Below are 15,724 nucleotides of genomic sequence, written 5' to 3'. Positions count from 1 at the left end.
GAAACGTACTAGCACACGGCTTATAAAAGTGTCCCCATGGGTGTTCTGCCTTGAGCAGATTCTTTCCAGAGCTGCGTCCAATAAGAGTCTTTTTGCCTGAGAGATTCACGTCAAAGACGCTTGCTCCTTCGGCGATGGTCCGTTCATTTACGTACGGAACATTCTCTCCCCATATTTTCATTCGCAATTATTGGATTGTATGATTCATGAAACAAACACATTTTGTTCATACTAGGAAACAGACATCTTTCTTTCAATAACTTTACTCTATATTAACACTTTTCTTTTTTTCATGGCAATAGTCATTATAATATTACAATTTTTCACCACATTTAAATAGGTACTTTATATGAGAAAGGAAGATTACTATGGACGTAATGATACAGCGAGACAATCAATGGGGCGAACAATTTTCTGAAGCCCTTTCTCAGCCAGGGTCACTTTCTACTTGGAAACACTATAATATGGGAGTACAAGTAATGAAAGAAATGGTTATTTCCGATTTCAAAGGATTAGTTACTCCAAAGCACCTTCCTCATGTTACTTTTCATGACTATCAAATGGAGACTGCCAAAAAAGTGATGGAAGAGATGCATGGAAAAGCTATTCTTGCTGATGAAGTAGGGTTAGGAAAAACAATTGAAGCTGGCTTAATTCTTAAAGAATATATGATTCGAGGACTAGTATCAAAGGTACTCATTCTCTCTCCAGCCTCCCTTGTGACACAATGGTGTCAGGAATTAAATGAAAAATTTTTCATTCCTGCTGTGGAGCAACGTAAGAAACCTCAGTGGGAATCCGTAGATGTTATGGTGACGTCTATCGACACAGCGAAAAAGGAACCACATGCTGAAACGATCAAAACAATTGATTACGATATGATTATTATTGATGAAGCTCATAAGTTGAAAAATAAACGCACAAAAAATTACCAATTTGCCAGGCAACTGAATAATAAATTCTGCCTATTGTTAACAGCAACTCCGATTCAAAATAAATTGTCGGAAATTTACTATTTGATCTCTTTGTTAAAACCAGGTTATTTAGGTTCCGAAGAAACGTTTTCTTCTCTTTATAAATCTGGCAATAAAAATGATGAGCTCCAGCAGCTTATTCAGAAAGTAATGGTACGTAACAGACGTGAAACAACCAATATGAAGTGGACAAAACGTATTGTAAAAACAATCCCTATTGAATTTTCCGAAGCAGAAAGAAAGGTTTATGACTCGATTACGAATTTGAAAACACCGTTAAAAGAAGAATCCAATCCGCTACAGGGTGGTTTGCTCACGTTAACGATGCAAAGGGAACTCTGTTCAAGTAGAGAGGCTGCTTTTATGACACTCAAACAAACACTAGAAAAAATGGATTCTCCTTCGCCAACTATTGTAGAAGAAATGCAATCCATCATGGTCGCTTTACATGAGCTTCCGGCTCACCCTAAAGCAGTAAAAGTCGTTGATTTAATTAACTCATGGGAAGAGGATGAAAAAGTCGTCATTTTCACGGAATATCGAGCTACGCAACTGTATCTTCAATGGTATTTATCGCAAAATGGTATCACTTCTGTGCCGTTCCGGGGTGGTTTTAAAAGAGGGAAAAAAGACTGGATGAAACAACTCTTTAAAAACCATGCAAGAGTTTTAATTGCAACAGAAGCCGGTGGAGAAGGGATCAATCTTCAATTTTGCCACCGAATTATTAATTACGATCTCCCATGGAATCCGATGAGAATTGAACAAAGAATAGGAAGGTTACACCGTTTAGGACAAGAGAGTGATGTATACATTTACCATCTTGCCATCCAAAATACGATAGAAAATCATATTTTACAGTTACTGTACAAAAAAATTGGATTATTCGAAGGTGTTATTGGAGAATTAGATCATATTTTAGAGAAGTTTAATCAGCAAAGTGTTCAAGAGTACCTTTCATCTACCTTTTCTTCCTCCGAGACGGAAGGAGAAATACGGATAAAGATGGAACATCTTGCTTCTTTAATGCTAGAAAAAAATGAAGGAGAGAATCGCCATGCAACAAGCTGATATCCATTTATTTTTATCTGACTTTTTTCAAGAAAACAGATGCTCCATTCAGCCCCTCTCCTCCACAGCTTTTGAGGTGCAGTTATCGAATGAAATTGATAAAGAAATAATGAATCGTCCTTTTTACTGGCATTACATTGAAAAAATGAACGGTCAACCGAGTCCTTTTAAACTAAAGATTGAAACTGATTCCTCAAAAATGAACGATGATAAAAAAACTGAATTTATACATTATGGCTCCCCTAGGCTTAGACAGCTATTCACACTTGCCATCCAAAAGGGGAAATTTGGCCGTTTCTATGAACAAGTGCAGCCGGAACAACAGTCTGTTCCTTTGAAACCGTGGCTTTGTTTGAACGGATTTATCAACTATCACAGCCATCTCAAAAAAAATCGTTTTTTTTCCATCGGATTAAGTTTAATTACGGGAGAAATGTTAAACGACTTTCATGATCTAGTTCAGAATTGGAAAATTGACAGTCAGTTGCCTCATTACACATTTACTTTATCACCTTTGGTTAAAGAATCTTCTGGCATTGAGCGAATACAGCACTATCTTGTGTCCAGTGTCGAAAAAGAAACACATCATTGGGCAGATGAGGCCATAACAAAAATGAATGTTGATTTAAAACTTCTTGAACAATTTTACACTAGTGAAACATCAAGTAATGAAACCTATGAGAAAGAAAAACAAACGATTAGTGAACAATTTCAGCCCTATGTCACTTTATCCATTGAAAATGGCGCCATGTTTTACTTAAACAGTCATCCATTAAACTAACCGAAATACTATTCACTTTTTTTCTTAACTAAAGCGTGCTCTTCGCAACCCGGAGTAGCACCTTTAAATTGCGTGTAGGTGCCTACTCAAACTGGAAGTGCTACCCTTCCTTTTATGCGCGTGGCTTAAGAGGTCTGTCATCTTATGCTTTCTTATGCTAAAAAAAAGCATCATGAGTGTTTTTCACCCTTGATGCTTCTTCTCCGTTCTTTAGCTATACTGAAAGCGATGGGTATCAACCCAAATAATCGAAATGACATGGGAGCTTTGTATTCTTTTTTTTCCGCTTTTATCGCTTTGCGTACATCTCTTGGTTGATCAACATAAGAAACCAATTGCTCTGTCATGTACTTTACGTAATCATTAGTTTTCATCGAATTTTCCTCTCTATCCATACTTAGCTTTAGGATAGACGAACTTCAAACATTTTATTCTTACTGTGGCATCTAATAAAAGTGTTTTTAAATATTTCCTTCTATCCAGCCGCTAATATTTTTAGTATTCCTATCATAATTATACTTCACTCTTTTTTGTCGACTTCTGTTAGTAATTACTTCAAGTATAATTTCCATATTTGTGTTGCTTCCTTCTATTTCATACTTAACCACCCCCTCTAAATAAGAAAGCTCGCCTTTCATTAGTGTTACTTCCTCAACTTCATCAATCTGTTTCTGAATCTCCACCACGCCATTGAAAATTAACTGCTCCATTCTATATTGATCTTGTTCCATCTCTAGAAATCTTTTTTCATTCTCATATAACACCAAAAAATGAATAAATAACATTGACGATAAAGAAAGAACCATTAATACAAGGAAGAGTGAAAAACCTCTTTCGTTCACTGTTTTTCCCCCTCTTCATAAGTAACCATCGGAATATATGTAGACGGATGAGTTAAAACTTTTTTATACGTATTTTCATTTGCTTCAATTTCAATGATCACTCCATATGGTATCTCCTGAACATGAAAGGAGTTGATTCGCTGTAAAAAAACTTCATGCCCCCCCTCACTTACCCGACGACGGATTTTATCTTGATACTGTTCATAATGTACAATATTTTGATCTTCAGGACGGTCAAAGTAAATTTTGTTGCCTTGGTTATTTAATGAGAAAACTGTACTTTTTCTAAAGTCTACTTGCAGTTGGGTAGTGAATATTACGAATTCCTCATAAGAAAATGAGTTCTGATCTGGTATTGTATCAGCCCACAATCCTGAAATAGGAGGGACCAGTGATACTATTAGCAGAAAAATACTTAGACTAATCAACGTACCAATCAATGTAAAACCACTTTTATTCCTTATTTGGCGTTGAAATACACCAATTTTGCTCACGATGATTACTCCCCTCCCAAGAAAGACAAAGATCTTTAGCGTTACCATAGTTCGATGCAGTAACCGAGAGCGTATATTCTTGCTGCTCACTCGTTATTTGAGATGGAAAAGTTGAGGCATCCTCATACATATGAAGAAATGCAAATTCTTGCAATAGCATCATCGCCTCTTGCTGTTCTCTAATTGTTAATCTCTCGTGTTGAACAATAACAAAATAAGGAAGAAAACAAATCGTAATTACCATCAGAATCAGAAGTGCGATCATTCCCTCATAAAGCAGAAATCCCTTACTAGAATTTTTCAAAATAGAACCTCCCTCGAACTAGTTGAAAAATCAGATGGCACCTTTCATCATTAAACTGAATCTCAATTATTCCTGCTTTCGAAATATTTCCATTAGGCAGAAATCTTAGTTCATTTAACAATAAAGTTCGAGGTAGAAAGGCTGTTCCATCAGGAGTTTCTTTTTTAAATAAGACATTTAACCCGTCCATGACTTGATAAGTTGAACCATCGGTTGCAAAATTAAAGCGAATGCCCTTTCCATTTGTCATGGCATACATTTGGTAGTAATGAAGATCTTGTTCCATTTCCTTTAGGAAATACTCAAATTCAGTTTCCTCCATAGCTCCTTGAAAAGTTGGCAAGCTTATTAAAAGTAAAAGCGATATGATCACTAAGACAATGAGCATTTCTATGAATGTAAAACCATTTTTCATCGAATTATATACCATTTCACCTATTCATCTCTCGTAATTTCGTCACCATTTAATGTTAGACTAGTACCATCAGGGCAAGTTACACTCTTTACATAGTTCTCGGTTTGTAGATCGTTTAACGACGTTGGACGTTTATTGTGTTCAATTTCATAAGCAACAACTTGCGTTTTAAGAAGCTCAATTGTTAGCGACAATAGCAAGTCTTTTTATTTGAGTAATTAATATGGATATTTAAAAAATTTTTGAGTGTATTGTGTGGCTAAGTCTCCACCCTGTAATGCGTATATAATAACAGTCGGAGCTTGTATGCTCACTTCAACTTCTCTTGATTTAGTTTTAGTAATTGAAATAATCTGATTTAACGTTTCATCAAAAGTAAATGTTTTCTTTTTTGATAATTTTTCCATTTGTAATAATTTCCCTTTCATTTCATCTTCTACTTTTTCTATTTCTAACAAATCATATTGTAATTTTTCTGACTCTAATTGCTTTTTATCTTCGCCCAACTTTTTGACTTGCTCACTCATGATATCCACAACTGTTTTATCTTGATTTCCTGAAAGAAATCCTTTGACTAATGAGTTTATTTCATTTTCTAATTTTTCTATTTTTTCATCGATTTCAGAGATGATTTTTTCAGCATTTTCCCTCTTATTATTTAACTCCTCAAATATCATTGCAGAATATTTCTTTTCTTTATTCATGTTTATATTAATTAATTCATGAAGCTCACCTTCCATAAATTTATCCATTAAACGCATTAAAACACCGTGTGAAATACCTCTCATGTCACAACTTTTATAATGCCTACGATTTTTACAAAAATAGTTGTACTCGGTTATTTTTTCCCCACCTCTAACTTTGCTGCCTGATACTCTTATAAAATCAGAACCACACTTACCACACTGGATTTTTTGGTGAAAAACATTTTGAACTATTTTTGCTCCGTATTTATTCTTATTGCCATTTTGATTAGTTCTGTCTTTCATTAAAATATCAACTTTGTCAAACAATTCTTTATCAACAATTGCAGGAATAACATCATCCTTGACGATCCATTCAGATCGATCTTTTATAATTCTGCGATTAGATGAAGTTACACTTGTTTTACCGTACCTATTTGCAACAAGTTGCCCCTTATATTTTTCATTGGTTACGATCCTTCTTATCGCATCTGCTCGCCAATCTATCCCTGACCTAGTTGGGATGTTTTTATTTCTTAGCTCATCTGCAATTATTCGGCAACCCATATTTTTATTAACATACATATCAAATATTTTTCTTATTATTATGGCTTCATCCTCATTGATCACATATCCCTTGGATTCTTCGTCATAGACGTAACCGTACAATGGCCTAGACATATGAAATATGCCTTTGTCTGCTCTTTGTAAATAGCTCCAACTCACCTTTTTGGATCTATCTAAGGACTCTTGCTGTGTAAACACAAGCATCATGGACAATCTCATTTCCCAATCGGACATTTCGGTAGTAAAATCAGCATTTTCAAATACCAAATAGACCTTCTTTTCTTCAAGCATTTTAGCAATACTCATAGCATCAATGTTTCTCGCAAAACGTGAAGGGTCTTTGCAAATTATGTACTTAAACTTTGGTTCTCTTGAAGATATATCAAAAGTTAATTTTCCTGTATTTGGATTTTTATTTACATCTAAACCAGAATCTTCGAGCATGTCCAAGAAACGCTTTCTTTTTGGGCTTGTAGCACTTAATCCTTTGTCAGCATATAAATTGAATAAATTATATCCTTTTCTATCACAATATTTTCGGTAGTAATCTGCTTGATTTTCAAAAGATGTTAACTGGTCTTTATGTGTAGTGCTTACCCTCGTATATACTGCTACTTTTACTTTTCCCACTTAATCCACCTCATTTTAATAGATAAAACAATTATACCATTTTAACTTGCCTATGTAATCAACCATTTTAATTATAAATATCATGTTTAAGCCAAATATCTAGAGTCAAACAATACTTAACAGAATTCTAATGTCTTTCAGGTGTATTTATATTCAAAGACATTAGAATGCCGTGAAGCACCTTTCAAGTAACGCTTATGTCACCTGAAAAAAGAAAAAATAGCCCAACAATTAAGTAGGCTAAGAGTAGATATATGTAATATGCCACGTGGCAGTTATTAAACTAACTCACCTATTTTATGTTCTATATGGTGAATATACAATTCTACTTCTTCACCGTTTTCTTTTTTCAAAACTATCTTACCTTCTTTTAGCATATCCATTTCTGCACTAGCATTTAATGCAGACTCTGTATTGTTTTTTCCTTCTGAATCAATCTCTACATCTAACTTTAACTCCAATGATACTGTGTGCTTTTTCATAATCAATTTCCCCCAAAGGTTTATTTACACGTCATGTTGTGGTATTAATATATAGTATGGTGTGCATTTCCTACTTCTAATAATACACAGTAAACTATGCTAAAGTCAATACATATTTAACAATTTGTAGAAAAAGGTGGAATAATAATGATTAAATTACATCTAGCTAGAATCATGGAAGAAAAAAAAGTAAATATTGCAGAAATAGCTACAAAGACAGGTTTACATCGTAATGGTGCATCAAATCTATATCATCAAAAGGTTGAAGGGATAAGATTCGATACGCTAGAAAAACTATGTATAGCTTTAGATTGTAAAATTGAAGATTTATTAGAAATAGTGGAAAAAGATAGTAAGAAGGAATAATCATGAGTCTAAAAAATAAAGCAGAGGTTTTTATACCCTGCTTTATTTTTATGTGACGATTGCTAAAAGGAAAACAAACACCACAAATATTAAAATATCCTTCGCTTCATTCGTCCACACATTTTTCCTTTCCAAAATATTCGGCTTATCCTTCATAGGAAGAAACTCAACCGAAGTTAATTTTGATTCCACCTTTTTGGGTTGATCCTGGCTTAAAGATTTTCGGCTGGTGAATCGTCCTTTCTCGTCTCTGAATTTTGGTGGTGTCACCTTTGGTTGTTCGCTCAACTTCATAGCTAAATTCTTTATTAATTCTTGTTCCTGCTTTGTTAGATTCACTGGTGTCACCCTCCCTCTCTTCTCTTTTCCAGGTGCTATTCCGCCACGCTCCACCGTCTGAAACCCTTTCCCATGCGGGAGGAGGGAGGGTGGTGTCACCTTGTTTCCTTTGACTGATCTGTTCTTTAAACACATCAGAAAATGGTGCTGCATAAATAGCGAGTCTAATAATTTGAGCACGATCTAACCCAGTTGATTCTTGAACAGATTCAACCCAATCTCTGTAAACATCATCCATCCTTACAGTTGGTCGGTACATAATTCCCCCCTCTGAAACTTGGTGGTGTCACCTAATAAATTGTATTTAAGAGGTGTTGTTTTTATTCAAACTAATTATCATATTTTATAACAATAATTTGTTTATTTTATATTAGTTGTTTTACTATAATAAATAAGTGATAATACAAGGAGGTGCTACATATAGTTGAAGTTTGGAGTGATAACAATGAAGGCAAAGTCCAAAAGTAAAATAAATGAATATTTAGATAGTAGAGGAACTTCAAAAGCGTGGCTTGCTGAACGGATCGGTGCGAGTCGTGCTCAAGTGAACAATTGGAGTAAGAATGAAAATGGCGTTGTTGTCTCTCAGCCGTCTGTGGGTTATGTATTAAAGATGATTCGTGTCTTAGGCTGTGAGTTGGATGATATTTATGAAGAGGTGAATGATTGAGAATGTTACAAGAAAAGTATTTAGAGGGGAAAAGTTGGTCAGACAATAAGTAAAGCAGAGACATATCGCCCCTGCTCTTTTTATTACTTTCTTGGATTATTGGTAGTCTGTCCATCTTTATCCAAACATATTAATTATTGTTTATCAATATGGATCAACCAGCCGAACTCTTTTTTCAACTCTTTAGCGTAGAACTCTGCAACATTCTTACCAGTAAACAACCCTGTCACGATGCGATAGCGAGGGTTGAAGTCAGTGTGACTAGCTTTTTCGTGCAGTATCCACGAATATTTTGCTTCTAGTTCTTTGATTGCACTATTATATTTTTCGGCACTGTCAAAGTATCCTGTACGTAATCGGTATCTGCCTTCGTCAGACGGTGAAGGTCTTGTATTTTTTTTACTTGATTTAGAAGATGCTTTAACTTCCTTACCAGTAATTGCCTCGACTAACTGTATTGCATATTCGTCCACATTTTCTTTAATCTTTTGCATGTCATCAGCATTGTTAATAAATCCTAACTCTATTAACCTGTATGTAATGTTGCGACTTGCAAATGTATTTAAATTGTATAGATCACTTCGATAGCTAAAACCATCACCGCTGCGTAAACCTACATTATTTTTTACAACATCACGAATAGTTTTGTCTATGTCATCTGGAGAATAATCTTTATAAATGATCACATGACCTCCAGAAGCGTTCTTTGCCCAATCTAAGTGTAATTCTGTTACTTGGTCGTAACCTTTTAAACTCGGTGCTAATTGATGACCATAGAAATTATTTTTCGTATGAAAATCCATATTATCAGGTGCAAATTTCTTCATAGCCGGAATAAACTTCTCTCTTAAAAATTCAGATTCGTTTGTCCCACTTCCGTGTGCACCTGGATCAACTTTTCCATTCGGTTGTAATCCGTGACCTGCAATTATTAAATGTTTACTCATTATCTTCCACCTCAATCTTCTTTTTCTTTCCCAACTCAAATAGTCCTACTGATGATAAACCTGAGACTCCACCAGCCCACAGTCTTTCTGCTAATCCGATATCAGCAAATGGAAATGAGGCTGCACCTAAGGCCAAGCCAATAACAACTGCAATCATTGGCATGTATTCTTTCTTTATGTTAATTGACTTTTTAACAGCCTGTACTAAACCTGTTGCTATCGGTGCAATGACAGTTGCTAAAATTAATATTTGTTCCATTTCACATACCTCCTTGTAGTAAAAATGTTAAAATTGCCATAATAAAAGCGCCTATGATAAGGCGCAGTATCCATGTAGTATTACTATCAATTTTATCTAGTTTTTGTTCTAGATGATCTGTCCTTGTTTCAGTACGAGTCTGCCTATTTGCTAAATCATCGACACGACTGTCTAGTTGATTAAACTCCTTTCGCGAAATGAAATCATTATTTTCCATGTTGAACCTCCAACTCTTTGACATAACAAAAAACCCACCGATTGGCGAGCTTAAAAATACTTTTGTGTACTTGCACCTTCTAATTCTAATAATTAATAATTTCTTTTGATGTTACATGATAAAATAATACAAAATTTGTATTACAATGTAATTAGTCAATGGAAAGTGGTGATTAAAATATTACTTTATACTACCTTATATAGTCCGTTCATCCCTGAAAGTAGATGGTTAGATTTTAATGTGAATTTTTATTCGAATTTATTTTCAGGAATAATATCTGGTGTCTTCACTGGGATAATAGTAGGCGTTATTATTTGGAAACTCCAAAGTAAAGACAGAAAAAAACAAATTGAAAGGGAGTGCACTAGAGAAGCAAATATATTTCTCCAAAACCTCAAAGAAAAAGTAAATTACTCCCCAGCTATAACTATATCTGAAGATCCAGTTGAAGTTCTACCTTCTAATACATACAAGACGATACTCTATATTAACGAGAATCCTCTCGCTTATTGGATTAGTAACCTAAAAAAATCACAAAACCAAGAGTTAGGAACCTGTTTAAAACTTTTAGAACTTTATCGCCGATATGTAAAATCCGCCTCTCACTTAGATGCGAAAGTCACAAACAGACTTATAGAAGATCATGACTCCTTAAATTACTCACATTATTTAGCCCCTTTTTACGGTCTTTTGTCTGGTGTCAATATTGATAAACTAAATAGATTTTTTCATTTAAACAAATTGACCCCTGATCTAATAAAAAGATTTGAAGCAATTCAAAAAGAAGAAAATATAGAAAAACCTCTTCAAGAATATATTTGCAATCGTGATAAATTATTAGATAAATTTAACGAATTAGATAGAGAATTGCAAAGTGATAGATAAATAGCCATAACTAACAAAGAGCCCTCAGAATGATCTGTGAGCTCTTTTTTCTTATGAATTTTCATCTTCTTCAAATAAAAATATTCCATCCTTTGACCAGTATTGAACTTTTTCTTTAATAGGATCGTTAACATCATTTCCATTACCTTTAACCACTCTTAACTTTATAACTTCAATCATCTCAGCTTTTTTACAAGGAGATCTCATACCCGCCCTCCTTTCTATTTCATTTCTTCTAAATACTTGTTAGACGATACCTCCATAGAAATATAATAAACAGTTACTTCAATTAGTCTTTTTAGATCAGTTACATCTTTATCTTCCCACTTCCTAGTATAGTGAGCTTCGTCGTTTCCAATCCAACTTGCTCTTTTGGCCATTTCTTTTATATTAGTGTTATCTAGTTGATTCAAACATTGACCTAAAGGCATTCTAGTATACTTCTCATCTTCGTCTGAATTTAGATAAGTTAAGTAATCCTTAATCAAAAACTCTAACGCCTTTCTATAACCTATCCCAGAAATTAAAGTTAATTCATTTTGTTCTGCTTCAAACGATTGATTGTATATATTAACAAAGTATGGCGATACCTCTTTTATTTCCTCACTAAATTCATTTGCAATAGGTTTATTTGGAGCTGTTTTTTCAAGTGAAAACATTTCTGCCGGGGAATTTCTTGTATAGTATCCAATTATTAAACTGTGACAATCTAGATTGGTGCATTGAAACGAAGACTCCATAAAATTCGTTTTACTACCACCTCTAACAAAAACAGATGAGATAAAAATCGGGTCTATATTTTTGTGGCATAAACCACATTGATGGGGGAATTTATTAACACTAAGATTATGATTAACTGATAAATGCTTTACAACGATTTGTCTGGACATATTTCCATCTCCTTAGTCTTTTTATACCCCCATCTTAACAGAATTTAAAGTATTTAGTTTCCCAAACTAACGCTGTTCAGTTAGCATGGGAAATAAAACTATAGACATCCGTTAGTTGATTATGCCTTGTTCCCTACATTGTTCAAAAAACAACTTGTATCCCTTCTTTTCATTATCAATTTCCATGAAATTTTCATAAGTAGGGATTTCAGGAACATTTTTAAAAATATCTTTAAAAACACTAACAGGAACACTGCTTCCACCAGGTAGACTAATAATGTCCAATACATTTAAAGATTTTAAAAAAGATAACATATTACCTACCTCCAATAATTTTGAAGTTGAAACTGCCTGTTGTTGCATTACTTGCTTGTAAATAAATTGCCATGTATTTAATTAATGAATTTAATTGAGGTATATCAGCGTCTGTTATTATTCTAGAAGCACCAGACGGAATCGCAATCGTCCCCGCAGTAATGTTGTAATCTAACATGTGGCCACCACTCGATTTTTCATATAATTTTATACCTCTGATATCAATCGCTACATCGTGATTATTTTTAATATAGATACTTCTTTTATTATAACCACTAACGTCAATCGGAATCACGCTGTTTGTTGATTGAGTTTGATTTTGCCCGAAAAACCCAGCAGCCATTGTCAGGAAGAAATCTAGGTTACTTTGTTCCCACGCATACTCAACAATACTCCCAGTTAGCGTGGAGTTTGTATCCAGCGTTCCATTGAGTTTATCCTCGATTGCTTGCAATCTTGATGTAGCATTTACATCACTGACATTTACATTTCCCTGTACTTCTTTAGCAATGATTTCTTCCATCATGCTTTTTGTAACAACTTCAAATTCCCCTGTATCTGGATTAAAGTATTGCGGTGCTGGTTTACCGTTAGCTAGTATCAAATCTGCTGCTATATTTTGTGCCAATCTAATCCCTCCTCAATTCTCTTGCAATGTTGACTTTTAAATAACCCTCATTCGGAAATGTTTCGATCCGACCATCTATGTAAAACACTTTAAATTCGCAATTAAAAAAACCCACCTTTTCCGTGTGGATTTTGTTAAATGTGACAAGCACATTACCATCAATTATGTCTGTATCTATCGTGTGATCACTCATGATAAAATGTATTCTATCAACATCAGTGGTCGTTAACACTCCATTTTCTGTGGATAGTTCAAACTTTAATCCTAACCCTGTATCATTCTGTTTAAGATACAACATTTGAACCACGCTCCTTATTTTCTTCTAATACTTGAAAATGTGACAAGAACGTGTAATTTGATTGAATCCTCACAACTTGACCGATTGCCTTTCTTTCATATGTAAGAATTTTGACTTTGTTCATGACATCACCTCTTCAATTCGTTCTCATATTGTTTAAATTCATCTTTAATCTTAGTTATGAGAGTAGGTCGTTTTTGACCGAATATGACTTCAAGATTAAATCCACTAGCCTCATAAACTTCTGTAAATTCTGTAATTCTCTGATCTACAATTACTCCCCACTCACGATTCATCTGGGTTGTTATATCTCCCAGGTTATAATCCTTTTCATAAACAAACGGCCCAACCATTTCGGTTTTCTTTGTTCGCTTAAAAGTTGGTTGTAAATGACTGACGAACGATTCAAACTCATCTTCATATGTAGTTTTTGTTAAAGGGTTCATAATCTCAGCTTCAAAATATAATTCATTTTTTAGCTCTTTCATTTTCTGTGTACCCCTTATTTTAAGTAACTCTATTTCTTCTTGTTCTGTTAAAATTTCATCGCCTATGTCTCTTGCATCCACAAACGTTTCATAGCGGTCTACTCCAGTACTTTCACCCGATTCAACAACTAGCCTATCTGCACCTTCACCTTGTCCAGCCACATAACCAACATTTTTCATATCGATATCACTATCACTAAATGACTGTGATTTAACATTGCCAAACTCTGGAGCAAAATAAACGGGACTGTTTTCAGTTTGATTTACACTTAAATCTTTTCCCTCATACACATCAAACACAAATTGATTATTTACTGTATCTAGAGTAATATCCCAACCTAATCCACTGATAAGGCTAATCTCTTCAAGTTCTTCATCTAACTTTTTATAGCGTGATTTCCAACTGATAGATTCACCTCTGTTTTGATTAGGTGCGATTACAAGATTTGGAATAGCCCTACTTGGATCAGCTGGGTTGACTAGGTTATTATTGATAAAATGTTTCATTACCGTTTCAGCATCACCTGATATATTGTCATAAACCGTACCAGTTGGAGGCAAGGTAACACGTTGTGAAACTAAACCCTTTAACGAGTGACCTGTAAATAACCAATTTTCCGAAGCCTTTCCATTCTGATCAAGCTGAATTTCTCGCTTTCTAACGATACCTATTTTCTCTTTAGACAAAGCTATGAGACACCCTTTTTTTATTTTGGATGTCCCGTTCGATTCTCTATGTATAACTAACTCAAAATCACCTAATGTGTGCCAAGAGTTGGTGTAAATCATGCTTAAATAGTCGCTTGTATCTCCTAATGGTTCTAAATCTTTAGAGAGTATTTTTACTGTTTTCATTAGACCTCAATCCAATCAGGATACTTTTCTGATTCTTTTGCATTATCGCTAATGTAATTAATCAGCTCCACATGATATACTCCATCGATTTCTTTAACCGATAAAAATGGAGTGTCGTTATCAGGACTAAATGGAGAAACATTTAAGTAGTCTCTCGCATCGAATGTGCCCCATAACTCGCCATCTAGCATACAAGTGACGTTAAATCCATCATAACTGTAATCTATTTCTTTGTTTGAGTTAGAAGGACTAAGGAATATCATCATGCGTGTTTCCCCCTTGCTAGAAGGTGTACTGTTGCTGTATCGCCCGAAACAAAGTCAGACATACCTTGTATCCGGTTTATTATTATTGTAACTCCACTTTTTGTGTTTGGAGTAGGGTAGCCGTTTAAAATTTGCGAGTTGCTTAAATTGGTTGCTGTGGCATTCCCTCTGTTTGGGGTTATGACAATATTACTGTCTACAAACTCGGCTGGGAAAGTCCAGTTGAATTCTAAAGACGATGCACTTACAAACGTTGCTGTCCCTTTGTGCCAACATTCTAACGTCTTATTTCCACTTTTTCTATAAGAACCGTTTGTATTGCTTCCTTCTTCGGAAACCATGTTTACCCAACCCTGCCAAACTCCTAAACTCGTATGTCTTACTAACATCCGGCTAGTAGGGGAACCAGTATTTTTAAGTATTTGAAACCCTGTTGTTTGTATGGCTCTTATAGTCGTAACGACACCATATTCCATACCTTGCCAATTATTTATTCGCATGACTGATACACCAAAGTCATAGCCTTCTAACGTGGATGTTTCGGTTAAGGCATCGTCTTTTTTAAGTGTCCCGTTAGGTAAGGCTGGACCACAAACATCTAGGTTCTCACGTTCGTCTGTGATTTGAGTAGAATCTATAAATGATTTACCCGCTGTTACTAATATTTGTGCCAAACTAATCTCATAAATAGATGTGTCTCTTATTAGCGTTGGTGCAACTGGAGTAGTTGAAGCTGTGCCTAATCTAATCAATGTCTCTACAGGATTCGTTGCATCGGGAGACTTATCTAGTCTCACAACGAGTCTATCAATCCTATCGTTTGTTGCATTAGCTGTATCTACTGTTTTATTTAAGGCTGATGTATTGCGATACTCGTAACCTTCCAAAAAAGCGCTTCCTATCGACACACTTACTTCCATCGTGTCATTTGCAGTAACCTTTAATCCGCTAAAATAACCCGTTTCTAAAAAGTTGGAAAAAAACTGTGCGAAGTCTTGCGCACCATAATCACCACCACCATCAAAAAAACGTCCTAATTCTGCCATGTTCTCACTCCT

The 15,724-nt window shown here is 34.8% G+C and carries 26 protein-coding genes and 1 riboswitch; of the genes, 5 read left to right on the top strand and 21 right to left on the bottom strand.

Going from position 1 to position 15,724, the window contains the following annotated elements; translation table 11 throughout:
• Positions 1–74 precede the first annotated feature (74 nt).
• Positions 75–181, bottom strand: a riboswitch (glycine riboswitch).
• A 187-nt stretch (positions 182–368) separates the two neighbouring features.
• On the top strand, positions 369–2,045 hold the full coding sequence (locus ACHABW_RS10155; protein ID WP_435755206.1) for a DEAD/DEAH box helicase: 1,677 nt from the start codon (positions 369–371) through the stop codon (positions 2,043–2,045).
• Complete coding sequence (locus ACHABW_RS10150; protein WP_435755205.1) at positions 2,032–2,826, top strand: YqhG family protein; 795 nt, start codon at positions 2,032–2,034, stop codon at positions 2,824–2,826. The genes ACHABW_RS10155 and ACHABW_RS10150 overlap by 14 nt, the downstream gene beginning before the upstream one ends.
• A 170-nt stretch (positions 2,827–2,996) precedes the next feature.
• Here ACHABW_RS10150 and ACHABW_RS10145 read toward each other — a convergent pair whose 3' ends face one another.
• The 8 genes from ACHABW_RS10145 to ACHABW_RS10110 all read right to left on the bottom strand — a co-directional run bounded on the left by ACHABW_RS10145 (position 2,997) and on the right by ACHABW_RS10110 (position 7,243).
• Entirely contained in the window at positions 2,997–3,200 is a 204-nt protein-coding gene (locus tag ACHABW_RS10145) for a YqzE family protein (protein WP_435755204.1), read from the bottom strand.
• Positions 3,201–3,287: 87 nt separating this feature from the next.
• Positions 3,288–3,668: a competence type IV pilus minor pilin ComGG gene (gene comGG / locus ACHABW_RS10140; protein WP_435755203.1), complete on the bottom strand. Its 381-nt coding sequence runs from the start codon at positions 3,666–3,668 to the stop codon at positions 3,288–3,290.
• Positions 3,665–4,162, bottom strand: coding sequence for a competence type IV pilus minor pilin ComGF (gene comGF / locus ACHABW_RS10135; RefSeq protein WP_435755202.1), 498 nt, complete (start codon positions 4,160–4,162; stop codon positions 3,665–3,667). Before comGF ends, comGG begins: the two co-directional genes overlap by 4 nt.
• Positions 4,122–4,466: a hypothetical protein gene (locus tag ACHABW_RS10130; protein WP_435755201.1), complete on the bottom strand. Its 345-nt coding sequence runs from the start codon at positions 4,464–4,466 to the stop codon at positions 4,122–4,124. Before ACHABW_RS10130 ends, comGF begins: the two co-directional genes overlap by 41 nt.
• Positions 4,453–4,896 (bottom strand): competence type IV pilus minor pilin ComGD, encoded by a 444-nt coding sequence (comGD, locus tag ACHABW_RS10125; RefSeq protein WP_110936614.1) that lies wholly within the window; start codon positions 4,894–4,896, stop codon positions 4,453–4,455. The genes ACHABW_RS10130 and comGD overlap by 14 nt, the downstream gene beginning before the upstream one ends.
• Before the next feature lie 5 nt (positions 4,897–4,901).
• On the bottom strand, positions 4,902–5,075 hold the full coding sequence (locus tag ACHABW_RS10120; protein WP_435755200.1) for a hypothetical protein: 174 nt from the start codon (positions 5,073–5,075) through the stop codon (positions 4,902–4,904).
• Positions 5,076–5,099: 24 nt separating this feature from the next.
• Complete coding sequence (locus ACHABW_RS10115; protein ID WP_435755199.1) at positions 5,100–6,761, bottom strand: recombinase family protein; 1,662 nt, start codon at positions 6,759–6,761, stop codon at positions 5,100–5,102.
• Between the two features lie 278 nt (positions 6,762–7,039).
• The gene (locus tag ACHABW_RS10110; protein ID WP_435755198.1) at positions 7,040–7,243 is read right to left on the bottom strand and encodes a hypothetical protein; all 204 of its coding nucleotides are present in this window, start codon (positions 7,241–7,243) and stop codon (positions 7,040–7,042) included.
• A gap of 147 nt (positions 7,244–7,390) precedes the next feature.
• On the opposite strand from ACHABW_RS10110, the gene ACHABW_RS10105 reads away from it, so the two are divergent.
• Complete coding sequence (locus tag ACHABW_RS10105; protein WP_435755197.1) at positions 7,391–7,609, top strand: helix-turn-helix domain-containing protein; 219 nt, start codon at positions 7,391–7,393, stop codon at positions 7,607–7,609.
• Between the two features lie 166 nt (positions 7,610–7,775).
• Here ACHABW_RS10105 and ACHABW_RS10100 read toward each other — a convergent pair whose 3' ends face one another.
• Complete coding sequence (locus ACHABW_RS10100; protein ID WP_435755196.1) at positions 7,776–8,207, bottom strand: hypothetical protein; 432 nt, start codon at positions 8,205–8,207, stop codon at positions 7,776–7,778.
• Positions 8,208–8,393: 186 nt separating this feature from the next.
• On the opposite strand from ACHABW_RS10100, the gene ACHABW_RS10095 reads away from it, so the two are divergent.
• On the top strand, positions 8,394–8,618 hold the full coding sequence (locus ACHABW_RS10095) for a helix-turn-helix transcriptional regulator (protein WP_435755195.1): 225 nt from the start codon (positions 8,394–8,396) through the stop codon (positions 8,616–8,618).
• Positions 8,619–8,752: 134 nt separating this feature from the next.
• On the opposite strand, the gene ACHABW_RS10090 is transcribed toward ACHABW_RS10095, so the two are convergent.
• From ACHABW_RS10090 to ACHABW_RS10080, 3 genes are read right to left on the bottom strand one after another with little or no spacing between them, the layout of a single operon-like run.
• The gene (locus ACHABW_RS10090) at positions 8,753–9,565 is read right to left on the bottom strand and encodes an N-acetylmuramoyl-L-alanine amidase (RefSeq protein ID WP_435755194.1); all 813 of its coding nucleotides are present in this window, start codon (positions 9,563–9,565) and stop codon (positions 8,753–8,755) included.
• Positions 9,558–9,824, bottom strand: coding sequence for a holin (locus ACHABW_RS10085; protein ID WP_435755193.1), 267 nt, complete (start codon positions 9,822–9,824; stop codon positions 9,558–9,560). The genes ACHABW_RS10090 and ACHABW_RS10085 overlap by 8 nt, the downstream gene beginning before the upstream one ends.
• 1 nt (position 9,825) lies before the next feature.
• On the bottom strand, positions 9,826–10,041 hold the full coding sequence (locus ACHABW_RS10080) for a hemolysin XhlA family protein (protein WP_435755192.1): 216 nt from the start codon (positions 10,039–10,041) through the stop codon (positions 9,826–9,828).
• Between the two features lie 108 nt (positions 10,042–10,149).
• On the opposite strand from ACHABW_RS10080, the gene ACHABW_RS10075 reads away from it, so the two are divergent.
• The gene (locus ACHABW_RS10075; RefSeq protein ID WP_435755191.1) at positions 10,150–10,926 is read left to right on the top strand and encodes a hypothetical protein; all 777 of its coding nucleotides are present in this window, start codon (positions 10,150–10,152) and stop codon (positions 10,924–10,926) included.
• Positions 10,927–10,977: 51 nt separating this feature from the next.
• Here ACHABW_RS10075 and ACHABW_RS10070 read toward each other — a convergent pair whose 3' ends face one another.
• From ACHABW_RS10070 to ACHABW_RS10030, 9 genes are all read right to left on the bottom strand, one after another.
• Positions 10,978–11,133, bottom strand: a complete 156-nt coding sequence (locus tag ACHABW_RS10070) for a hypothetical protein (RefSeq protein ID WP_435755190.1) — start codon at positions 11,131–11,133, stop codon at positions 10,978–10,980.
• A 14-nt stretch (positions 11,134–11,147) separates the two neighbouring features.
• The gene (locus ACHABW_RS10065; RefSeq protein ID WP_435755189.1) at positions 11,148–11,816 is read right to left on the bottom strand and encodes a hypothetical protein; all 669 of its coding nucleotides are present in this window, start codon (positions 11,814–11,816) and stop codon (positions 11,148–11,150) included.
• 111 nt (positions 11,817–11,927) lie between these two features.
• Positions 11,928–12,131 carry a hypothetical protein gene (locus tag ACHABW_RS10060; protein WP_435755188.1) on the bottom strand — a complete coding sequence of 68 codons (204 nt, stop codon included), beginning with the start codon at positions 12,129–12,131 and terminating at the stop codon, positions 11,928–11,930.
• A gap of 1 nt (position 12,132) precedes the next feature.
• Entirely contained in the window at positions 12,133–12,759 is a 627-nt protein-coding gene (locus ACHABW_RS10055) for a hypothetical protein (RefSeq protein WP_435755187.1), read from the bottom strand.
• A gap of 1 nt (position 12,760) precedes the next feature.
• A complete protein-coding gene (locus ACHABW_RS10050) occupies positions 12,761–13,057 on the bottom strand; it encodes a hypothetical protein (protein WP_435755186.1) in 297 nt (98 codons plus the stop codon).
• Entirely contained in the window at positions 13,044–13,181 is a 138-nt protein-coding gene (locus ACHABW_RS10045) for a hypothetical protein (RefSeq protein ID WP_435755185.1), read from the bottom strand. The genes ACHABW_RS10050 and ACHABW_RS10045 overlap by 14 nt, the downstream gene beginning before the upstream one ends.
• A 4-nt stretch (positions 13,182–13,185) precedes the next feature.
• Positions 13,186–14,400 carry a siphovirus ReqiPepy6 Gp37-like family protein gene (locus ACHABW_RS10040; protein ID WP_435755184.1) on the bottom strand — a complete coding sequence of 405 codons (1,215 nt, stop codon included), beginning with the start codon at positions 14,398–14,400 and terminating at the stop codon, positions 13,186–13,188.
• Positions 14,400–14,666, bottom strand: a complete 267-nt coding sequence (locus tag ACHABW_RS10035) for a hypothetical protein (protein WP_435755183.1) — start codon at positions 14,664–14,666, stop codon at positions 14,400–14,402. Before ACHABW_RS10035 ends, ACHABW_RS10040 begins: the two co-directional genes overlap by 1 nt.
• Positions 14,663–15,712, bottom strand: a complete 1,050-nt coding sequence (locus tag ACHABW_RS10030; protein WP_435755182.1) for a hypothetical protein — start codon at positions 15,710–15,712, stop codon at positions 14,663–14,665. The genes ACHABW_RS10035 and ACHABW_RS10030 overlap by 4 nt, the downstream gene beginning before the upstream one ends.
• Positions 15,713–15,724: the final 12 nt, after the last annotated feature.

The sequence above is a fragment of the Salipaludibacillus sp. CF4.18 genome, from assembly GCF_051262595.1.
GTDB lineage: Bacteria > Bacillota > Bacilli > Bacillales > Salisediminibacteriaceae > Salipaludibacillus > Salipaludibacillus neizhouensis.
Note: the sequence above shows the minus strand (reverse complement) of the source record. Positions and strands in the feature narration are given on the sequence as shown.

What these genes read in the sequence shown, in the direction of transcription:
- ACHABW_RS10155 (WP_435755206.1), top strand. Translation starts at nt 369, where the DNA reads ATGGACGTAATGATACAGCGAGACAATCAATGGGGCGAACAATTTTCT.
- ACHABW_RS10150 (WP_435755205.1), top strand. Translation starts at nt 2,032, where the DNA reads ATGCAACAAGCTGATATCCATTTATTTTTATCTGACTTTTTTCAAGAA.
- ACHABW_RS10145 (WP_435755204.1), bottom strand. Translation starts at nt 3,200, where the DNA reads ATGAAAACTAATGATTACGTAAAGTACATGACAGAGCAATTGGTTTCT.
- comGD (WP_110936614.1), bottom strand. Translation starts at nt 4,896, where the DNA reads ATGGTATATAATTCGATGAAAAATGGTTTTACATTCATAGAAATGCTC.
- ACHABW_RS10110 (WP_435755198.1), bottom strand. Translation starts at nt 7,243, where the DNA reads ATGAAAAAGCACACAGTATCATTGGAGTTAAAGTTAGATGTAGAGATT.
- ACHABW_RS10105 (WP_435755197.1), top strand. Translation starts at nt 7,391, where the DNA reads ATGATTAAATTACATCTAGCTAGAATCATGGAAGAAAAAAAAGTAAAT.
- ACHABW_RS10100 (WP_435755196.1), bottom strand. Translation starts at nt 8,207, where the DNA reads ATGTACCGACCAACTGTAAGGATGGATGATGTTTACAGAGATTGGGTT.
- ACHABW_RS10095 (WP_435755195.1), top strand. Translation starts at nt 8,394, where the DNA reads ATGAAGGCAAAGTCCAAAAGTAAAATAAATGAATATTTAGATAGTAGA.
- ACHABW_RS10090 (WP_435755194.1), bottom strand. Translation starts at nt 9,565, where the DNA reads ATGAGTAAACATTTAATAATTGCAGGTCACGGATTACAACCGAATGGA.
- ACHABW_RS10085 (WP_435755193.1), bottom strand. Translation starts at nt 9,824, where the DNA reads ATGGAACAAATATTAATTTTAGCAACTGTCATTGCACCGATAGCAACA.
- ACHABW_RS10080 (WP_435755192.1), bottom strand. Translation starts at nt 10,041, where the DNA reads ATGGAAAATAATGATTTCATTTCGCGAAAGGAGTTTAATCAACTAGAC.
- ACHABW_RS10075 (WP_435755191.1), top strand. Translation starts at nt 10,150, where the DNA reads ATGTTACATGATAAAATAATACAAAATTTGTATTACAATGTAATTAGT.
- ACHABW_RS10070 (WP_435755190.1), bottom strand. Translation starts at nt 11,133, where the DNA reads ATGAGATCTCCTTGTAAAAAAGCTGAGATGATTGAAGTTATAAAGTTA.
- ACHABW_RS10065 (WP_435755189.1), bottom strand. Translation starts at nt 11,816, where the DNA reads ATGTCCAGACAAATCGTTGTAAAGCATTTATCAGTTAATCATAATCTT.
- ACHABW_RS10060 (WP_435755188.1), bottom strand. Translation starts at nt 12,131, where the DNA reads ATGTTATCTTTTTTAAAATCTTTAAATGTATTGGACATTATTAGTCTA.
- ACHABW_RS10050 (WP_435755186.1), bottom strand. Translation starts at nt 13,057, where the DNA reads ATGTTGTATCTTAAACAGAATGATACAGGGTTAGGATTAAAGTTTGAA.
- ACHABW_RS10045 (WP_435755185.1), bottom strand. Translation starts at nt 13,181, where the DNA reads ATGAACAAAGTCAAAATTCTTACATATGAAAGAAAGGCAATCGGTCAA.
- ACHABW_RS10040 (WP_435755184.1), bottom strand. Translation starts at nt 14,400, where the DNA reads ATGAAAACAGTAAAAATACTCTCTAAAGATTTAGAACCATTAGGAGAT.
- ACHABW_RS10035 (WP_435755183.1), bottom strand. Translation starts at nt 14,666, where the DNA reads ATGATGATATTCCTTAGTCCTTCTAACTCAAACAAAGAAATAGATTAC.
- ACHABW_RS10030 (WP_435755182.1), bottom strand. Translation starts at nt 15,712, where the DNA reads ATGGCAGAATTAGGACGTTTTTTTGATGGTGGTGGTGATTATGGTGCG.